Source organism: Streptomyces sp. HP-A2021, assembly GCF_022807935.1.
Classification (GTDB): domain Bacteria; phylum Actinomycetota; class Actinomycetes; order Streptomycetales; family Streptomycetaceae; genus Streptomyces; species Streptomyces afghaniensis.
In genome coordinates, this window is sequence record NZ_CP094344.1 from 5,044,622 (window position 1) to 5,059,395 (window position 14,774).

14 protein-coding genes and 1 riboswitch are annotated in these 14,774 nt (G+C 69.6%); of the genes, 7 read left to right on the forward strand and 7 right to left on the reverse strand.

Annotation, left to right across the window (positions count from 1 at the left end; all coding sequences use genetic code 11):
- Positions 1–165: 165 nt before the first annotated feature.
- Genes MQE23_RS22670 through MQE23_RS22680 form a run of 3 tightly spaced genes read right to left on the reverse strand, consistent with a single transcriptional unit; the run spans position 166 to position 2,261 of the window.
- Positions 166–1,389: a cystathionine gamma-lyase gene (locus MQE23_RS22670; RefSeq protein ID WP_020271178.1), complete on the reverse strand. Its 1,224-nt coding sequence runs from the start codon at positions 1,387–1,389 to the stop codon at positions 166–168.
- Complete coding sequence (locus MQE23_RS22675) at positions 1,386–1,877, reverse strand: low molecular weight protein-tyrosine-phosphatase (protein ID WP_020271177.1); 492 nt, start codon at positions 1,875–1,877, stop codon at positions 1,386–1,388. Before MQE23_RS22675 ends, MQE23_RS22670 begins: the two co-directional genes overlap by 4 nt.
- A 6-nt stretch (positions 1,878–1,883) precedes the next feature.
- Positions 1,884–2,261 carry a phage holin family protein gene (locus MQE23_RS22680; protein WP_020271176.1) on the reverse strand — a complete coding sequence of 126 codons (378 nt, stop codon included), beginning with the start codon at positions 2,259–2,261 and terminating at the stop codon, positions 1,884–1,886.
- A 60-nt stretch (positions 2,262–2,321) separates the two neighbouring features.
- Here MQE23_RS22680 and MQE23_RS22685 point away from each other — a divergent pair, with 60 nt between their 5' ends.
- The 4 genes from MQE23_RS22685 to MQE23_RS22700 all read left to right on the forward strand — a co-directional run bounded on the left by MQE23_RS22685 (position 2,322) and on the right by MQE23_RS22700 (position 4,610).
- Positions 2,322–2,639, forward strand: a complete 318-nt coding sequence (locus MQE23_RS22685; RefSeq protein WP_020271175.1) for a cupin domain-containing protein — start codon at positions 2,322–2,324, stop codon at positions 2,637–2,639.
- Positions 2,640–2,803: 164 nt separating this feature from the next.
- Positions 2,804–3,016 carry a DUF5326 family protein gene (locus MQE23_RS22690; RefSeq protein ID WP_020271174.1) on the forward strand — a complete coding sequence of 71 codons (213 nt, stop codon included), beginning with the start codon at positions 2,804–2,806 and terminating at the stop codon, positions 3,014–3,016.
- Between the two features lie 334 nt (positions 3,017–3,350).
- A complete protein-coding gene (locus MQE23_RS22695; protein ID WP_020271173.1) occupies positions 3,351–4,076 on the forward strand; it encodes an IclR family transcriptional regulator C-terminal domain-containing protein in 726 nt (241 codons plus the stop codon).
- A gap of 99 nt (positions 4,077–4,175) precedes the next feature.
- Positions 4,176–4,610: an SsgA family sporulation/cell division regulator gene (locus MQE23_RS22700; protein ID WP_020271172.1), complete on the forward strand. Its 435-nt coding sequence runs from the start codon at positions 4,176–4,178 to the stop codon at positions 4,608–4,610.
- Between the two features lie 106 nt (positions 4,611–4,716).
- On the opposite strand, the gene MQE23_RS22705 is transcribed toward MQE23_RS22700, so the two are convergent.
- Positions 4,717–6,453: a YibE/F family protein gene (locus tag MQE23_RS22705; RefSeq protein ID WP_243380075.1), complete on the reverse strand. Its 1,737-nt coding sequence runs from the start codon at positions 6,451–6,453 to the stop codon at positions 4,717–4,719.
- A gap of 72 nt (positions 6,454–6,525) precedes the next feature.
- A riboswitch (TPP riboswitch) is annotated at positions 6,526–6,715 on the forward strand.
- Between MQE23_RS22705 and thiC the strand changes: the two genes are divergently transcribed.
- Positions 6,708–8,492 carry a phosphomethylpyrimidine synthase ThiC gene (gene thiC, locus MQE23_RS22710; RefSeq protein WP_243380077.1) on the forward strand — a complete coding sequence of 595 codons (1,785 nt, stop codon included), beginning with the start codon at positions 6,708–6,710 and terminating at the stop codon, positions 8,490–8,492. Its footprint overlaps the riboswitch before it by 8 nt.
- Positions 8,493–8,570: 78 nt before the next feature.
- Positions 8,571–9,674, forward strand: coding sequence for a hypothetical protein (locus MQE23_RS22715; RefSeq protein ID WP_243380078.1), 1,104 nt, complete (start codon positions 8,571–8,573; stop codon positions 9,672–9,674).
- 43 nt (positions 9,675–9,717) lie between these two features.
- Here the strand turns inward: MQE23_RS22715 and MQE23_RS22720 are convergent, their stop codons facing one another.
- From MQE23_RS22720 to MQE23_RS22730, 3 genes are all read right to left on the reverse strand, one after another.
- Positions 9,718–10,584 carry a hypothetical protein gene (locus tag MQE23_RS22720; RefSeq protein WP_243380080.1) on the reverse strand — a complete coding sequence of 289 codons (867 nt, stop codon included), beginning with the start codon at positions 10,582–10,584 and terminating at the stop codon, positions 9,718–9,720.
- A gap of 183 nt (positions 10,585–10,767) precedes the next feature.
- Complete coding sequence (locus MQE23_RS22725; RefSeq protein ID WP_020271166.1) at positions 10,768–11,859, reverse strand: metallophosphoesterase; 1,092 nt, start codon at positions 11,857–11,859, stop codon at positions 10,768–10,770.
- A 279-nt stretch (positions 11,860–12,138) separates the two neighbouring features.
- A complete protein-coding gene (locus MQE23_RS22730; RefSeq protein WP_082319792.1) occupies positions 12,139–13,251 on the reverse strand; it encodes a LacI family DNA-binding transcriptional regulator in 1,113 nt (370 codons plus the stop codon).
- A 431-nt stretch (positions 13,252–13,682) separates the two neighbouring features.
- On the opposite strand from MQE23_RS22730, the gene hisC reads away from it, so the two are divergent.
- Positions 13,683–14,762: a histidinol-phosphate transaminase gene (gene hisC / locus MQE23_RS22735; RefSeq protein WP_020271164.1), complete on the forward strand. Its 1,080-nt coding sequence runs from the start codon at positions 13,683–13,685 to the stop codon at positions 14,760–14,762.
- The last annotated feature ends 12 nt before the right edge of the window (positions 14,763–14,774 follow it).

Below are 14,774 nucleotides of genomic sequence, written 5' to 3' on the forward strand. Positions count from 1 at the left end.
GCCTCCCGACCGCGCTCAACTATAAATAAGTCGATAGGTCTCTGTCGCTACTGTGATTGGACACTGACAGAGAGTCAACTAGCCTTGGTCGCGCGGTTCTTGCGCGCGGAACCGGGGGACGGTCCGAGCCACGAGGGGGGAGGCTCGGACCGTCCGTGGGGATGGTCAGGCTGCCGACGCCTCCAGCGCGCGCAGCACATCGGCCACGAGGTCCTCGGGGTCCTCGGCGCCGACCGAGAGGCGGATGAAACCTTCCGGCACCGCGTCGCCGCCCCAGCGTCCGCGCCGTTCGGCCGTGGACCGCACTCCGCCGAAGCTCGTCGCGTCGTCCACGAGCCGCAGGGCGTCGAGAAAACGGTCGGCACGCGCGCGCGTGGGCAGCGTGAACGACACCACGCAGCCGTAGCGCCGCATCTGCTGCGCGGCGATCTTGTGGGCGGGGTCGCCGGGAAGTCCGGGGTAGCGCAGCCCGGTCACCTCGGGCCGCTCGCGCAGCGCCTCGGCGACGGCCAGGGCCGTCGCGCTCTGCCGGTCGACCCGCATCTGGAGTGTCGCGATCGAACGGTGCGCGAGCCAGGCCTCCATCGGCCCGGGAATCGCACCGACGATCTTCCGCCAGCGGCGTACGGCGGCCATGGCCTCGGGGTTCCGGCCGACGACGTAGCCCAGGAGGATGTCGCCGTGACCGGTGAGCTGCTTGGTGCCGCTGGCCACCGCGAAGTCGGCGCCGAGCTCCAGGGGACGCTGGCCGAGCGGTGTCGCCAGGGTGTTGTCGACGGCCACCAGGGCGCCACGCGCGTGCGCCGCCTCCGCGAGCCGCCTGATGTCGCACACGTCGAGGCCGGGGTTCGACGGCGTCTCGATCCACAGCAGCTTCGCGCCGTCGAGGACGTCGAGCTGGGCGTCGTCACGGGTGGGCGCGGTGCGCACCTCGATGCCGTACGCCTCCAGCTGGGCGCGCACCAGGGGCAGCGCCTGGTAGCCGTCGTCGGGCAGGACGCACACGTCCCCGGCGCGCAGCTGGGAGAAGAGCACCGCCGAGGTCGCGGCCATGCCGGAGGCGAACACGAGCGTCTCGACGGCGTCCTGGCCGGGCGCCTCCAGCTCGCCGACGGCGCGCTCCAGCAGCGTCCAGGTCGGGTTCTCGTCGCGGCCGTAGGTGTAGGGGCCGGTGGGCTCGCCCGGCAGGTGGTAGTGGGCGGCGAAGACCGGTCCCGGCAGGGTCGGTTCGTACTTGGCCGGCTCGGGCAGCCCGGCCCGCACCGCGCGCGTGCCGTCACCGGCGCCCGCGGCCGCCTGGCCGACGTCGCGCGCCACCCGGCCCGCGGCATCCGCCCGGCCGGCGTCGCCTGTCACCCGATGCGCGTCACCCGTCGCGGATTCGCTCATGCAGCCTGTCCTTCCACGTCCTCACGCACTGCGGCGAGCAGACCGGCGCTCGCCGCCTCCACCATCTCAAGGCACTCCTCGAAGCCCTCGGCGCCCCCGTAGTAGGGGTCCGGTACGTCGAGGTCGTCACCGGCGGCGGGGTCGTACGAACGCAGCAGACGCACCTTCTGCGCGTCCTGTTCCGTGGGCGCGAGGCGGCGCAGCGCCCTGAGGTGGCCGGAGTCGAGGGCGACGACCAGATCGAGGCGGGAGAACCACGACGGCTGGAACTGCCGGGCCGTGTGGCCGGTGGCGTAGCCGTTCTCCTCCAGGACCGCCGCCGTACGCGGGTCGGCGCCGTCGCCCTCGTGCCAGCCGCCCGTGCCGGCGCTGTCGACCTCGACCAGGCCGTCGAGCCCGGCCTCCGCCACGCGGGCGCGGAAGACGCTCTCGGCCATCGGGGAACGGCAGATGTTGCCCGTGCAGACGAAGCAGACGCGGTACGTCATACGCGCTCAGTCCTTGTCGGGCAGGACGACGTGCAGCGCCCAGGAGACGACCGAGATGATCAGACCGCCCAGGACGGCCGTCCAGAAGCCCTCGACGTGGAAGCTGAGGTCGACCTGGTCGGCCAGCCACGAGGTGAGCAGCAGCATCAGCGCGTTGACGACCAGGGTGAACAGGCCGAGCGTCAGGATCAGCAGCGGAAGGCTGAGGAGCTTGACGACCGGCTTGACCAGGAAGTTCACCAGGCCGAAGATCAGCGCTACGACTATCAGGGTGCCGGCCTTCTTGCCCGTGCTGTCACCGGTCAGGGTGATCTTGTCGAGCAGCCATACGGCGACCGCCAGGGCACCCGCGTTGGCGATCGTCTTGACTACAAAATTCATCATGTGTCTGATCGTGGCAGACCTGATCGGACATGGGGACACGAGGCAGGGGCGGACAAGACGATGAAGGTATTCCGGCTGGACGAACTGGAGGCGGAGCGCGCCGCCAACGAGGGCGCCTACCTGCAGTTTCTGCGGGAGCAGAACATGTCGGTCGGCCTGTACGCCCTCGATGCGGGCGACCAGGATCCACAGAAGCCGCACAATCAGGACGAGGTCTACTTCGTTGTGAGCGGTCGTGCCGCGGTCACCGTCGGACTGGAGACGACGCAGGTGGCGCGCGGAAGCGTGATCTATGTGCCGGCCGGTGTCGCGCACAAGTTCCACCACATCACCGAGGACCTGAGGGTGCTGGTGGTCTTCTCTCCGCCCGAGAGCTGACGGGCCGCCTCAGGGTTCCCTAGGGGATCGGTCAGGGGACGACAAGGGATGCGAGGCCCCCGCCGGGCCCCCTCCCGGACCTAGCATCGAGTGCAGGACATCAGGATCCGGAAAGACCGACAGGACCCGGCACTCGAACGGGTGGAGAGGTAAGGACGAGGGCGATGCGAGAGATCTTCACGGGACTGCCGTGGTGGGTGAAGTGGATCGCGGTGCCGGTCATCGCCCTGGTCGTGTTCGGCGGGCTGATCGCCAGTGTGGTCGGCTTCGTCATCGGACTGCTCTTCAAGGTGCTGGTCTTCGTGGCGCTGGTCGGCGGACTTATCTACGTCGTACGGAAGTTCACGTCGAGCTCCTCGTCGCGCAGCGACTGGTGAGACCGGTGGGAAACCGGTGGGGGTAGCGGGAAACACCCGGAGTCACCGGTTCCCTCGGCCGGGGGAAGTTTCCGTTCCAGGCCGTCTGCGTGCGGTGGCAGACGAATAGAGTCCGGAACTCGACGCGGGGACATCCCCCGCGAGCGGCATACACCCCCACCCGTGTCCCATCGGCACGGTCTGCCCCCTCGCGCTTCGGGAGTGACCCTTGGCTCCGGCTGACACCGCACCTGTCCACCACCTGCACACCGTCCCCGCGCAACCCCGCTCGGCGCCCCGCTCCGAGCAACCGCCTCCCGCCACGCCACCCCCTCCGGCGACCCTCATCGGGTCCGTGCAGCGCGCGATGCGCCTGCTGGAGACCGTCGCCGCACACGAGTACGGCGCCCCCGCCAAGCAGCTGGCCCGGGAGACCGGGCTGGCCCTGCCCACGACGTACCACCTGCTGCGCACCCTCGTGCACGAGGGTTATCTGCGCCGGGACAAGGGCCTGTTCTTCCTCGGTGACGCCGCCGAGCGGCTGAGCAGCAGCGGGGCACGGCAGAAACGTCGCAGCACGGTCGTCGACGCGCTCGCGCACTGGCGGGACGTGCTCGGCGTCCCCGTGTACTACGCGGTGTACCGCGAGGGCGAGATCGAGGTCATGTGCGTCTCCGACACCCCGGGCATTCCCGCGGTCGAGGAGTGGGCCGACTTCCGGGAGACCGGGCACGCGCACGCCATCGGGCAGTGCCTGCTGTCCCAGCTGGACGAGGAGGCCCGCCGGGACCACCTCGACCGCTATCCGGTGCAGGCCCTCACGCCCTACACCGTGCGGGACAACCACAGCCTGCTGCGCCGTCTCGAACGGGTGCGGCGAATGGAACCGGTGACCGAGCGTCAGGAGTACGCCCTGGGCGCCGTCTGCGCGGCGATTCCGCTCACCCTCGGCACGACGGCCGCGACGATGGCCATCTCCCTGCCCGCCCACCAGGAGCACCGGCTGCTCCCGGCGGCCCGGCAGTTGCAGAGCGAGATCGGGAGTCTGCTCGGGTCGCTCGCGCTCTCTATCAGTATGTGAAAACTCACTCCTTGTGATCTGCTGTGTACGTTCAGCAAGATTCCATCAAGTGTCAGAGGTTCGGTCCCGGCCAGTCCACGGCGAATGACGGGGTTAGCGATGCGCGAGTCCGTACAGGCAGAGGTCATGATGAGCTTTCTCGTGTCCGAGGAACTCTCCTTCCGCATTCCGGTGGAGCTGCGCTATGAGACCAGTGATCCCTATGCCGTCCGGCTGACCTTCCACTTGCCGGGTGATGCCCCGGTGACGTGGGCCTTCGGCCGGGAGTTGCTGATCGACGGTGTCGGCCGGCCGTGCGGGGAGGGCGATGTGCGGGTCACGCCCGTCGAACCGGACTCGCTGGGCGAGGTGTTGATCCGGCTTCAGGTGGGCAGTGACCAGGCGCTGTTCCGGTCGTCGACGGCCCCGCTGGTCGCCTTCCTCGACCGCACCGACAAGCTGGTGCCACTGGGCCAGGAAGGCTCGCTCGCCGACTTCGACGCCCATCTCGACGAGGCCCTGGACCGCATCCTCGCGGAACAGGGCGCCGGCTGAGGCACCCGTCGGGCGGCACGGTGGAGTAACGCTTCACCGGATCCCGCCGAGCCGTGCAGGAACGCTTCCCTGCGGCAGGGCAGATGGCTCCGGAGCTCGAGAGGCGTCAGCGCTTACGGCGCCGGCCCCTCCCCCCGCGTGCCGGGACAGCGGCGGCCTCCGCGGCCGGCTGCGCTCCCGGGCGGTCGGCCGAGACCACCAGTGCCGCAAGGGCCGTGGTGACCGGCACCGAGGCGACCAGGCCGATCGAACCGACCAGCGTGCGCACGATCTCCTCCGCGACCAGCTCGCTGTTGGCGACCGTCCCGACACCGCTCTGCGCGATGGAGAACAGCAGGAGCAGCGGCAGCGCGGCACCCGCGTAGGCGAGGACCAGGGTGTTGACGACCGAGGCGATGTGGTCGCGGCCGATCCGGATCCCCGCGCGGTAGAGGCCACGCCAGCCCATGGACGGATTGGCCTCGTGCAGCTCCCAGACCGCCGACGTCTGCGTGACCGTCACGTCGTCGAGCACACCGAGCGATCCGATGATGACGCCGGCGAGCAGCAGACCGCTCATGTCGATCGTCGGGTAGAGGCCGTGGATCAGACCGGTGTTGTCGTCGGTGTTGCCGGTGAGCGCGGCCCAGTCGATGAACAGCGAGCCGAGAACGCCGATCAGCAGCAGCGAGATCAGGGTGCCGAGCACCGCTACGGAGGTCCGCGCGGACAGGCCATGACACAGATACAGGGCGATGAGCATGATGGCGCTCGCGCCCACCACCGCCACGAGCAGCGGGTTCGAGCCCTGAAGGATCGCGGGCAGGATGAAGAAGTTCAGCACCATGAAGCTGATGGCCAGCGAGACCAGGGCCATGACACCCCGCAGTCGCCCGACGACCACGACGGCGAGGGCGAAGATACCGGCGAGCAGCGCCAAGGGCAGGCGGCGGTTGATGTCGGTGACCGAGTACTGGAGGTCCTTCGGCGCGGAGGGCTCGTAGGCGACCACGACCTTCTGGCCCTCGTGCAACTGGCGGGACTGGTCCGGCTGGACGATCTCGGTGAAGGTACGGCCCTTGTCCTTGCCGCTGTCGACCCGGATCGTCGCCCGCTTGCAGGTGCCGTTCTCCTGCTGCACCGCGGAGGAGCCCTCGGCGGTGGAGGTGTCGCCGGTCGGCGGGACGCCCGAGGCGCCGGCCTCCTTGCAGCTCACCGACACGACCTTGGTGACCGAGGCCTCCTGTGTCTGCCGGTCGAAGCCGACGCCGGTGCGCTCGTGCGGCGGGGCGCCGCCCGGCCACAGCACGGCGAGACCGACCAGCACGGCGGCGGCGAAGGGGATCAGGACCGCCGCGATGACCTTGCGCAAGTGCATGGAGACGGGCGTGGCAGGACCATGGTTGTGGCTGTGCGAGTGCCCGTGCCCGCCGCCCGGGGCGGAGCCGGGTCCGTTTCCGTGACCGTGCCCGTCGTCGCCACCGCCGTGCCCGTCGCCTCCACCGTGCCCGTGGCCTCCGCCCGGACCGGGTCCTTCGCCGTACCCGTCGTCTCCGCCGCGCCCGTGGCCTCCGCCGGGCCTGTCGCCTTCTCCGTGCCCGTACCCGTCGCCTCCGCCGGGCCTGTCGCCCTCTCCGGGGCCAGGGCCGTGCCAGCCTCCGGAACCGGCACCGTACGTACCGGCCGGACCGGCACTGTGGCCGCTGCCGGGACCGGGCCTGTGCCCCTGTGTCTGTCCCCGGGCAGGCCCGTGCCCGCCCCCGGCGGCGAAATCGTGCTCGTGTCCACGGCCGTTGCCGTTGCCGGCGCCGGATCCGCGGGGCGGTTCGGGCGGTGGGTAAGGAGGACGCTGCGTCGTGGTCACCGACCGATCATCGCAAGAACGAGGGGGGCCCTCTGTTCACCGCGCCAGAATTGCCGCTAGCGTGGAGGCACCTTTTGTACACGCGGGAGCTCGGAGCACCGGGCTGAGAGGGCGCTGACCTCCGTCCCAGCGATGTTTCACATGAAACATCACCGAAGTCGAGTGATGTTTCACACGGAACGTCGGCAGACGGAAGCCGCTGCGTCGACCGCCGAACCTGTTACCGGGTAATGCCGGCGTAGGGAGTAGGTCTCATGACCAACAAGGACGCACGCACGCCTGCCTCCGTTCAGGACGCACAGTCCGAGGAGGCCGGGAAGTCCATCGGCTGGCACAAGGCGTACATCGAGGGCACCCGCCCCGACCTGCGCGTGCCGGTCCGTCAGGTGCATCTCACCAACGGGCAGTCGGTCACGCTGTACGACACATCCGGCCCGTACACCGATCCGCTCGTCGAGACCGACGTCCGCAGGGGCCTGCCGCCGCTGCGCGAGAACTGGATCATCGCCCGTGGCGACACCGAGGAGTATGCGGGCCGCCCCGTCCGTCCCGAGGACGACGGCATCAAGCACACCTCACCCCGCGGCGGCCTGCGCAACCTCGACGCCGTCTTCCCCGGACGGCCGCGCCAGCCGCGCCGCAGCCGGGACGGCAAGGCCGTCACACAGCTCGCGTACGCCCGCCGCGGCGAGATCACGCCCGAGATGGAATACGTCGCCATCCGGGAGAACGTGTCGCCCGAGGTGGTGCGTGACGAGATCGCGGCGGGCCGGGCGGTGCTCCCGGCCAACGTCAACCACCCGGAGATCGAGCCGATGATCATCGGCAAGCGGTTCCTGGTGAAGGTCAACGCCAACATCGGCAACTCGGCGGTGACGTCCTCCATCGAGGAGGAGGTCGAGAAGATGACCTGGGCGACCCGTTGGGGCGCCGACACGGTCATGGACCTGTCCACCGGCCGCAACATCCACACCACACGCGAGTGGGTGCTGCGCAACTCCCCCGTGCCCATCGGCACCGTGCCGCTCTACCAGGCCCTGGAAAAGGTCGACGGCAAGGCCGAGGAGCTGACCTGGGACATCTACAAGGACACGGTCATCGAACAGGCCGAGCAGGGCGTGGACTACATGACGGTCCACGCGGGCGTGCGCCTGCCGTACGTGCCGCTGACGGCCAACCGCAAGACCGGCATCGTCTCGCGCGGCGGCTCGATCATGGCCGCCTGGTGCCTCGCGCACCACAAGGAGTCGTTCCTGTACGAGAACTTCGAGGAGCTCTGCGAGATCCTCGCCGCGTACGACGTCACGTACTCCCTCGGCGACGGCCTGCGGCCGGGCTCGATCGCGGACGCCAACGACGAGGCGCAGTTCGCCGAACTCCGGACTCTCGGGGAACTCAACCGGATCGCGAAGCGTTTCAACGTACAGACCATGATCGAAGGCCCGGGCCACGTCCCGATGCACAAGATCAAGGAGAACATCGACCTTCAGCAGGAGATCTGCGATGAAGCTCCGTTCTATACGCTCGGCCCGCTGACCACGGACGTCGCACCGGCGTACGACCACATCACCTCCGGCATCGGCGCCGCGATGATCGCCTGGTGGGGCACGGCCATGCTGTGTTACGTCACGCCCAAGGAGCACCTGGGCCTGCCGAACCGTGACGACGTCAAGACCGGCGTCATCACCTACAAGATCGCCGCCCACGCCGCGGACCTCGCCAAGGGACACCCGGGTGCCCAGGAGTGGGACGACGCGCTGTCCGACGCCCGTTTCGAGTTCCGGTGGGAGGACCAGTTCAACCTGGCCCTCGACCCGGACACGGCACGGGAGTTCCACGACGAGACCCTGCCGGCGGAGCCCGCCAAGACGGCTCACTTCTGCTCGATGTGCGGTCCCAAGTTCTGCAGCATGAAGATCTCGCAGGACATCCGCCGTGAACACGGCGGCTCCAAGGCCGAGATCGAGGACGGCATGGCCCAGAAGTCGAAGGAGTTCGCGGCGAGCGGGAACCGCGTGTACCTGCCGATCGCGGACTGACGCGGCCCGCGGCATTGATCGCGTAACGGAAAACAGCACGGCGTCGCCTGTCCGGTCCAAGATCCCTACTGTCGTGGCATGGATGGGATCGATGTGGTCAACGGTGTCGTGGGCGCCGCACTCGGCATGGTGTTCGCCGTGCTGTTCCAGCAGCCGTTGCAGGACGCGTGGTACCGCCTGCGCAGACGCTCCACCAGCGCGGTCCGGAGCCTGGGGCGGCGTGACGAGTCGGCGCCCGCCTGGCGGGCGTTCTCCCTCGGGCCGCTCCAGACGTCCGCCCTCATCGTCGAGGGCGACGGAGAGCTGCCCATATCGCCCGAAACCGTCCACGTACACGTACTCGACGAGGAGGTGACGCTGCCCGCGGACATGGCCGGCTGGCGGGACGAGATCTACGAGGAGAGCGAGCGCCTGCAAGCCGAGGGACGCGCTCCGCTGTGGAACGGCCCGCGGTACGCGGTCGAATCCCTCGACATCTCGCGCACGGCACTCGAGGAACGCACCGAGGTCCACCTGCGGCTGCGCCCGACCGACTACTACACCTTCCTCGCCGCCCAGCAACTCGACCGCCGGCTCCCGGACGGCACCACGCCCAGGTCGCGTTACCTCGACCCGGACGATCCGCTAAAGGCCCCGGCCTTCCTCCAGTGCAGCCTGGGGGTCAACATCGCGGTGGTCACCGCTGACGACATGCTCGTCGTGACCCAGCGCAGCGACCGGGTCCGTACGGCGCCGGGCGTGTGGAACTCCTCGGTCAACGAGGGACTGTCACGCCACATCGACTCCTCGGGGAGGAACGCACCCGACCTGCACGCGGTGGCCCGCCGCGGCATGCGGGAGGAACTGTCCCTGGAGGCCGACGAGTACACGCTCGAGCTGCTGGCCTTCGTGCTGGACGTGGAGAGGAGGGGCTGGAGTGCGCACTTCTACGCCAGGCTGCGGGAGCTCAAGAGCACGGATCTGCAAGCACGGATGAGCAGGGGTGTCGCCGACCGCTGGGAGCACCAGACCGTCGACTTCGTTCCCTTCCGGCCGACGGCGGTGGTCAGGTACCTGCTGCGGGACGACCGCGTCCACCGTTGGGCGGCGACGGCACCGGCGCTGTACCACCTGGCACTGGTCCGTGCTTTCAGCCGCCGCACGGTCGAACGGGTCGAGGCGCAGATCCTCCGCCGCCTGTGAGGAAGCCGACTGCGCGGACCGGCGCCGCGCGGCGGCTGGGCCGCTACTCCGGTTGGTGTTCCGGTCCTCCGAAGTCCGGGCTGCTGTAGTCAGGACTGCTGTAGCTGGGCCGCGAGCCGTGCCGGCCCTCCTCCGGGCTGGTGAACCCCGGGCGGTCGTATCCGAGATGCGGTATCCGGCTGACCGGTGTGGACGAGGACGTGTGGCGCAGCGCCGCGCTCGCGTCCGGATCGACGAGGGCTTCCCGGAGGAACGGCACGATGCCGCGCTCCAGCAGTGCCTCACGCCAGGCCTCCCTGGCCCGGTCCACCTCCCCCTGCAGTTCGCCGTGCGGGCCGCCTTGGGCCGTCGGCTCGTTGCGCAGGGCGGTGATCAACAGTCCCACGGCGGCGACGAGGATCGCGACCGCGGTCACGGCGCCGAACACCCAGCCCGTGGTGAGCATGGTCCGGGCGAACGTCTGCTCGGGGTTGAGCATCTGAAGGATGTAGCCGACGAGCAGGAAGATCGCCGCGGCGGTTCCGGCCAGGACGGGAGCGAGGACGGCGACGACGGCGACGGCGCCCGCGCCGGCGGTCTCGGCGACCTCGCCCATGGTGGCGGCGAGGCCCGACGCGCCCGTGCCCGGCTCGGAGGAGCCGGACGCGCGCCCGCCCGCTTGGCTGGACGGCGCCGGCTGGCGCATTTCCTCGCGGACCTTGACGTAGTGCTGGTATTCGGTCGACGCGGCTGCCGTGATGAGCGCGGTGGCGTTCAGCGCCATTGTGCGCAGTTGTTCGGGGTTGAGCCGCTGTCCGACAGCGGTCAGTTCCGGACGGTGTGGTGCGGAGCGCAGCGCCTCATCGAGGATCCGCTCGTATTCCTGGCGGTCCTCGCTCAGCAGGTGCTGCGGAACGCTGTTCATGTGCATCCCCCGATGCTCCGTAGGGCTTGGGGCTCGGCATGCTGACGAGCCGTCGGGCAGAAACGGAGGGGAGCCTGCTACGGATAAGCCGATGGTAGAGCCGTGAAGGTGGGCGGTGACAGGGGGTTTACCGAAATTGGCCCCTCACCGGTCCGGTCCGATGACGGGAAACGCCTGCCCGGTGAGCGTTCATGTACCCAGCGGCAGTTGCTGGACCAGCAGCTTTCCGGCCATGGTCACGCCGCCGTCCATGGCGATGGCGAGTCCGTCGGCGTAGACGTGCGGACCCTCGACCACGGGGTCGGTGCTGTCGTCGTCCTCCTCGGAGCCGACTTCGCCCAGCAGATACGGAATCGGGCTGTGACCGTGAACGATGCGGGTGCCCCCGTACGTATCGAGCAGGGAGCGCACGGCGTCCGCGCCGCCCTCGTCACGGAAGGAGAACCGCTTGGTGAACTTGCGGAACAGGTCCCAGACTTCGTCCGCGTCGTTGCGCGTGAGCGTCTCGCGGACGGTGTCGTTGACCTCTTCGATGGAGCGGCCGTAGTCGAGGTAGGCGGTGGTGTCGGAGTGGACGAGCAGGTGGCCGTCGACCTCCTCGACGGCGTCCAGACGGGCCATCCACTGCAGGTGGTGGTCCTGGAGGCGGTCCATGTCGGTCTTCTGGCCGCCGTTGAGCAGCCAGGCCGCCTGGAAAGTGGCGGTGCCCGCGCCCGAGTTGACGGGGGTGTCGCCGAACCGTTTGGCACCGAGCAGCAGCAGCTCGTGGTTGCCCATGAGCGCCTTGCAGTAGCCGCCGGCCGCGGCGGCCTCGGCGGACAGCCGCATCACCAGGTCGATGACGCCGATGCCGTCGGGGCCGCGGTCGGTGAAGTCGCCGAGGAACCACAGCCGGGCGGTGCCCGCGCACCAGTGGCCGTCGGCGTCGAGGAGGCCCTTCTCCTGGAGGGCCGCCACCAGCTGGTCGAGGTAGCCGTGCACATCACCCACGACGTACAGCGGGCCCTGCCCGGTGTCGGACTGCGGGGCCGCGACGGTCTCGGGGTCGACGGCCACCTGGACAGTGTCGCCCCGGTTGATCACGGGCAGATCGCGCTCGGTCGGCGTGTACCCCTCGGGGTAGGTCTCCTCGGCCGGCGGGGCGACCTCGCCGGGCTGGGCGCTGTGGACGTACGGACCGGCCTCGTGGACGTACGCGGGCACCCGGAAGTCGCGCAGCGTCGCCGTCCGCTCCACCTCGGGTCCCTGACCGGCCCCCTGAGTCATCGACCCCTCCACCATCGCGCCGCATCTGCACCGCATCGGACTGCCTGGTCGTAGCGGCCCGTGGGTGTCGTGGGCCCATCATAGGAATGCGGATCGCGCCATGTGATGACCCAGGGGTGGTGAATCAGAGCAAGAGTCCAGTTCACCGCGGCTTTCGCCCCGATTGAGCCGGGCTTTGACCACCGTGTGACCGTCCTCGCTTTCCTTCTCTTCGCGAGAACGATCCCTTCTCTCCGGGGGACCGGCCCCGTTTCTCCCCAGGAGTGCGAACGTCCCTTTACCCGGTGTACCGGCCTACGTCTTCTCGGGTGACCGCGGCGGGCTGACCGTCGTGCGCGGCGGGCGCCGCTGGGACGAGGTGCGCACGATCAGCTCCGTCGGTATCACCTGCTCCACCGGACGGTCCGAGTCCGCTCCCTCGATGGCGTCGATGAGGAGTTGCACGACCGCCGTGCCGATCCGGCGCGGCTTCAGGGAGAGCGTCGTGATGGGCGGCTCGGTGTGGGCGTACACGGTGGACTCGCTGCAACAGACCAGCAGCAGGTCGTCCGGTACGCGCAGGCCGTAGCGGCGGGCGGCGGCGAGCAGGTCGGTGCCGTTCGGGTCGAACAGCCCGTAGACCGCGTCCGGCCGGTCGGGTCGGGCGAGCAGCCGGTCGGCGGCGACGGCGCCCGCGCACGGATCGTGCGCCGGGTAGGCCTCGTAGACCGGATCCTGGCCGACGCGCTCGCACCAGCGCAGGTACGCGGTGGTGGAGAGATGGGTGTACGTGTCGGTCGTCGTGCCGGTCAGCAGGCCGATGCGGCGCGCGCCGGCGTCGGCCAGGTGGTCGAGGATGCCGAGGACGGCGGCCTCATGGTCGTTGTCGACCCAGGCCGTGACCGGCAGCGAGCCGGCCGGGCGGCCGTCGGAGACGACGGGCAGGCCCTGCCGGACGAGTTCGCTGACGACGGGGTCCTGGTCGGAGGGGTCGATGACGACCGTGCCGTCCAGGGCGACGTTCGACCACACGTCGTGGCGGGAGGTCGCGGGCAGGATGACGAGGGCGTACCCGCGGGCGAGCGCCGCGGAGGTGGCGGCCCGCGCCATCTCGGCGAAGTACGCGAACTCGGTGAAGGTGAAAGGTTCATCCCCGTACGTGGTCACGGTCAGGCCGATGAGTCCCGACTTGCCGGTACGGAGGGTCCGGGCGGCGGCCGAGGGCCGGTAGCCCAGCCGGTCGGCGACCTCACGGACATGGCGCCGGGTGGCGTCCGGGAGCCGGCCCTTGCCGTTGAGGGCGTCGGAGACGGTCGTGATGGACACTCCGGCGGCGGCGGCCACGTCTCTGATACCCGCCCGACCCGGCCGACTGCCTCGACGTGAGGTTTCCGCGCGGCTCACCTGGTGCTTCCCTGCTGCTGTCATGGCGAGCCGATAGTAGGGCTCATGCGGTGGGGTAGTGCGGACGCATATGCACGCGTTGACAGACACGTTTCTGCATGATCATTCATGCCCAATTGCCTGGGAAACCAAGGGCGTTGAGCGCTCACATGCCACTACGTGTCTTGTCGGCCCGCACGGGCCTGCCAAGTGGCCGATGTTGCGAAGAGGTCTCAACTCACCTGCACGGGGGATGCGCGCCACGGCGTGCACCACCGGCGCGTAGATATATGTGCGGCGCGCCCCTGAATTCGTACGCCTTCGTGCGGTGATGCCCCTGATGCCGGTGGGGCGGACGTGGTCGGCGTTCGTCACGCCGTCGTGGCTATACGCAGCGGCGCCGAATCCTCATAAGGTGAGGAGTATTGGATGTCGGCGGCGGTCATGGGCCGCCGGTCTTCGTGAGGAGGACTGCGGTGAGCGAGACGAGCCCCAAGCTGCGCGCCGAGCTGGAGGGGATCCCCACCTACAAGCCGGGCAAGCCGGCCGCGGCGGGTGGGCCGGTGGCCTACAAGCTGTCCTCCAACGAGAACCCCTACCCGCCGCTGCCGGGCGTGATGGAGACGGTGACGGCGGCGGCCTGCACCTTCAATCGCTACCCGGACATGGCCTGTACGGCGCTGATGAACGAGCTGTCCGACCGGTTCGGCGTGCCCCTCTCTCACCTGGCCACCGGCACCGGGTCGGTCGGTGTCGCCCAGCAGCTGATCCAGGCCACCTCCGGCCCCGGCGACGAGGTCATCTACGCCTGGCGGTCCTTCGAGGCGTACCCGATCATCACGCAGATCAGCGGCGCGACATCGGTACAGGTACCGCTGACCTCCGGTGATGTGCACGACCTCGACGCGATGGCCGACGCGATCACCGACCGGACCCGGCTGATCTTCGTCTGCAACCCCAACAACCCGACGGGCACGGTCGTGCGGCGGGCGGAGCTGGAGCGCTTCCTCGACCGTGTGCCCGGTGATGTGCTGGTGGTGCTCGACGAGGCCTACCGCGAGTTCATCCGTGACCCCGAGGTGCCGGACGGTGTCGAGCTCTACCGCGACCGGCCCAACGTCTGCGTGCTGCGGACCTTCTCCAAGGCCTACGGTCTCGCCGGCCTGCGCGTCGGGTTCGCCATCGCCCATGAGCCGGTGGCCGCGGCGCTGCGCAAGACGGCGGTCCCGTTCGGGGTGAGCCAGCTTGCGCAGGAGGCGGCGATCGCCTCGCTGCGCGCCGAGGACGAACTGCTCGGCCGGGTCGGCTCGCTGGTGTGTGAGCGCACGCGCGTGGTCGACGGGCTGCGTGCCCAGGGCTGGACGGTGCCCGAGACCCAGGCCAACTTCGTGTGGCTGCGGCTGGGGGAGCGCACGGTCCCGTTCGCGGAGGCGTGTGATCAGGCGGGCGTGGTGATCCGGCCGTTCCCGGGTGAGGGTGTGCGGGTGACGGTCGGGGAGACCGAGGCGAACGACATCTTCCTGAAGGTGGCGGAAGGGTTTCGCAAGGAGCTGTAGGGCTCCGTGAGC

Bases quoted from the DNA above. Each gene is read 5' to 3' on its own strand.
- MQE23_RS22670 (WP_020271178.1), bottom strand. From the start codon at position 1,389: ATGAGCGAATCCGCGACGGGTGACGCGCATCGGGTGACAGGCGACGCC.
- MQE23_RS22675 (WP_020271177.1), bottom strand. From the start codon at position 1,877: ATGACGTACCGCGTCTGCTTCGTCTGCACGGGCAACATCTGCCGTTCC.
- MQE23_RS22680 (WP_020271176.1), bottom strand. From the start codon at position 2,261: ATGATGAATTTTGTAGTCAAGACGATCGCCAACGCGGGTGCCCTGGCG.
- MQE23_RS22685 (WP_020271175.1), top strand. From the start codon at position 2,322: ATGAAGGTATTCCGGCTGGACGAACTGGAGGCGGAGCGCGCCGCCAAC.
- MQE23_RS22690 (WP_020271174.1), top strand. From the start codon at position 2,804: ATGCGAGAGATCTTCACGGGACTGCCGTGGTGGGTGAAGTGGATCGCG.
- MQE23_RS22700 (WP_020271172.1), top strand. From the start codon at position 4,176: ATGCGCGAGTCCGTACAGGCAGAGGTCATGATGAGCTTTCTCGTGTCC.
- thiC (WP_243380077.1), top strand. From the start codon at position 6,708: ATGACCAACAAGGACGCACGCACGCCTGCCTCCGTTCAGGACGCACAG.
- MQE23_RS22715 (WP_243380078.1), top strand. From the start codon at position 8,571: ATGGATGGGATCGATGTGGTCAACGGTGTCGTGGGCGCCGCACTCGGC.
- MQE23_RS22720 (WP_243380080.1), bottom strand. From the start codon at position 10,584: ATGCACATGAACAGCGTTCCGCAGCACCTGCTGAGCGAGGACCGCCAG.
- MQE23_RS22725 (WP_020271166.1), bottom strand. From the start codon at position 11,859: ATGGTGGAGGGGTCGATGACTCAGGGGGCCGGTCAGGGACCCGAGGTG.
- MQE23_RS22730 (WP_082319792.1), bottom strand. From the start codon at position 13,251: ATGACAGCAGCAGGGAAGCACCAGGTGAGCCGCGCGGAAACCTCACGT.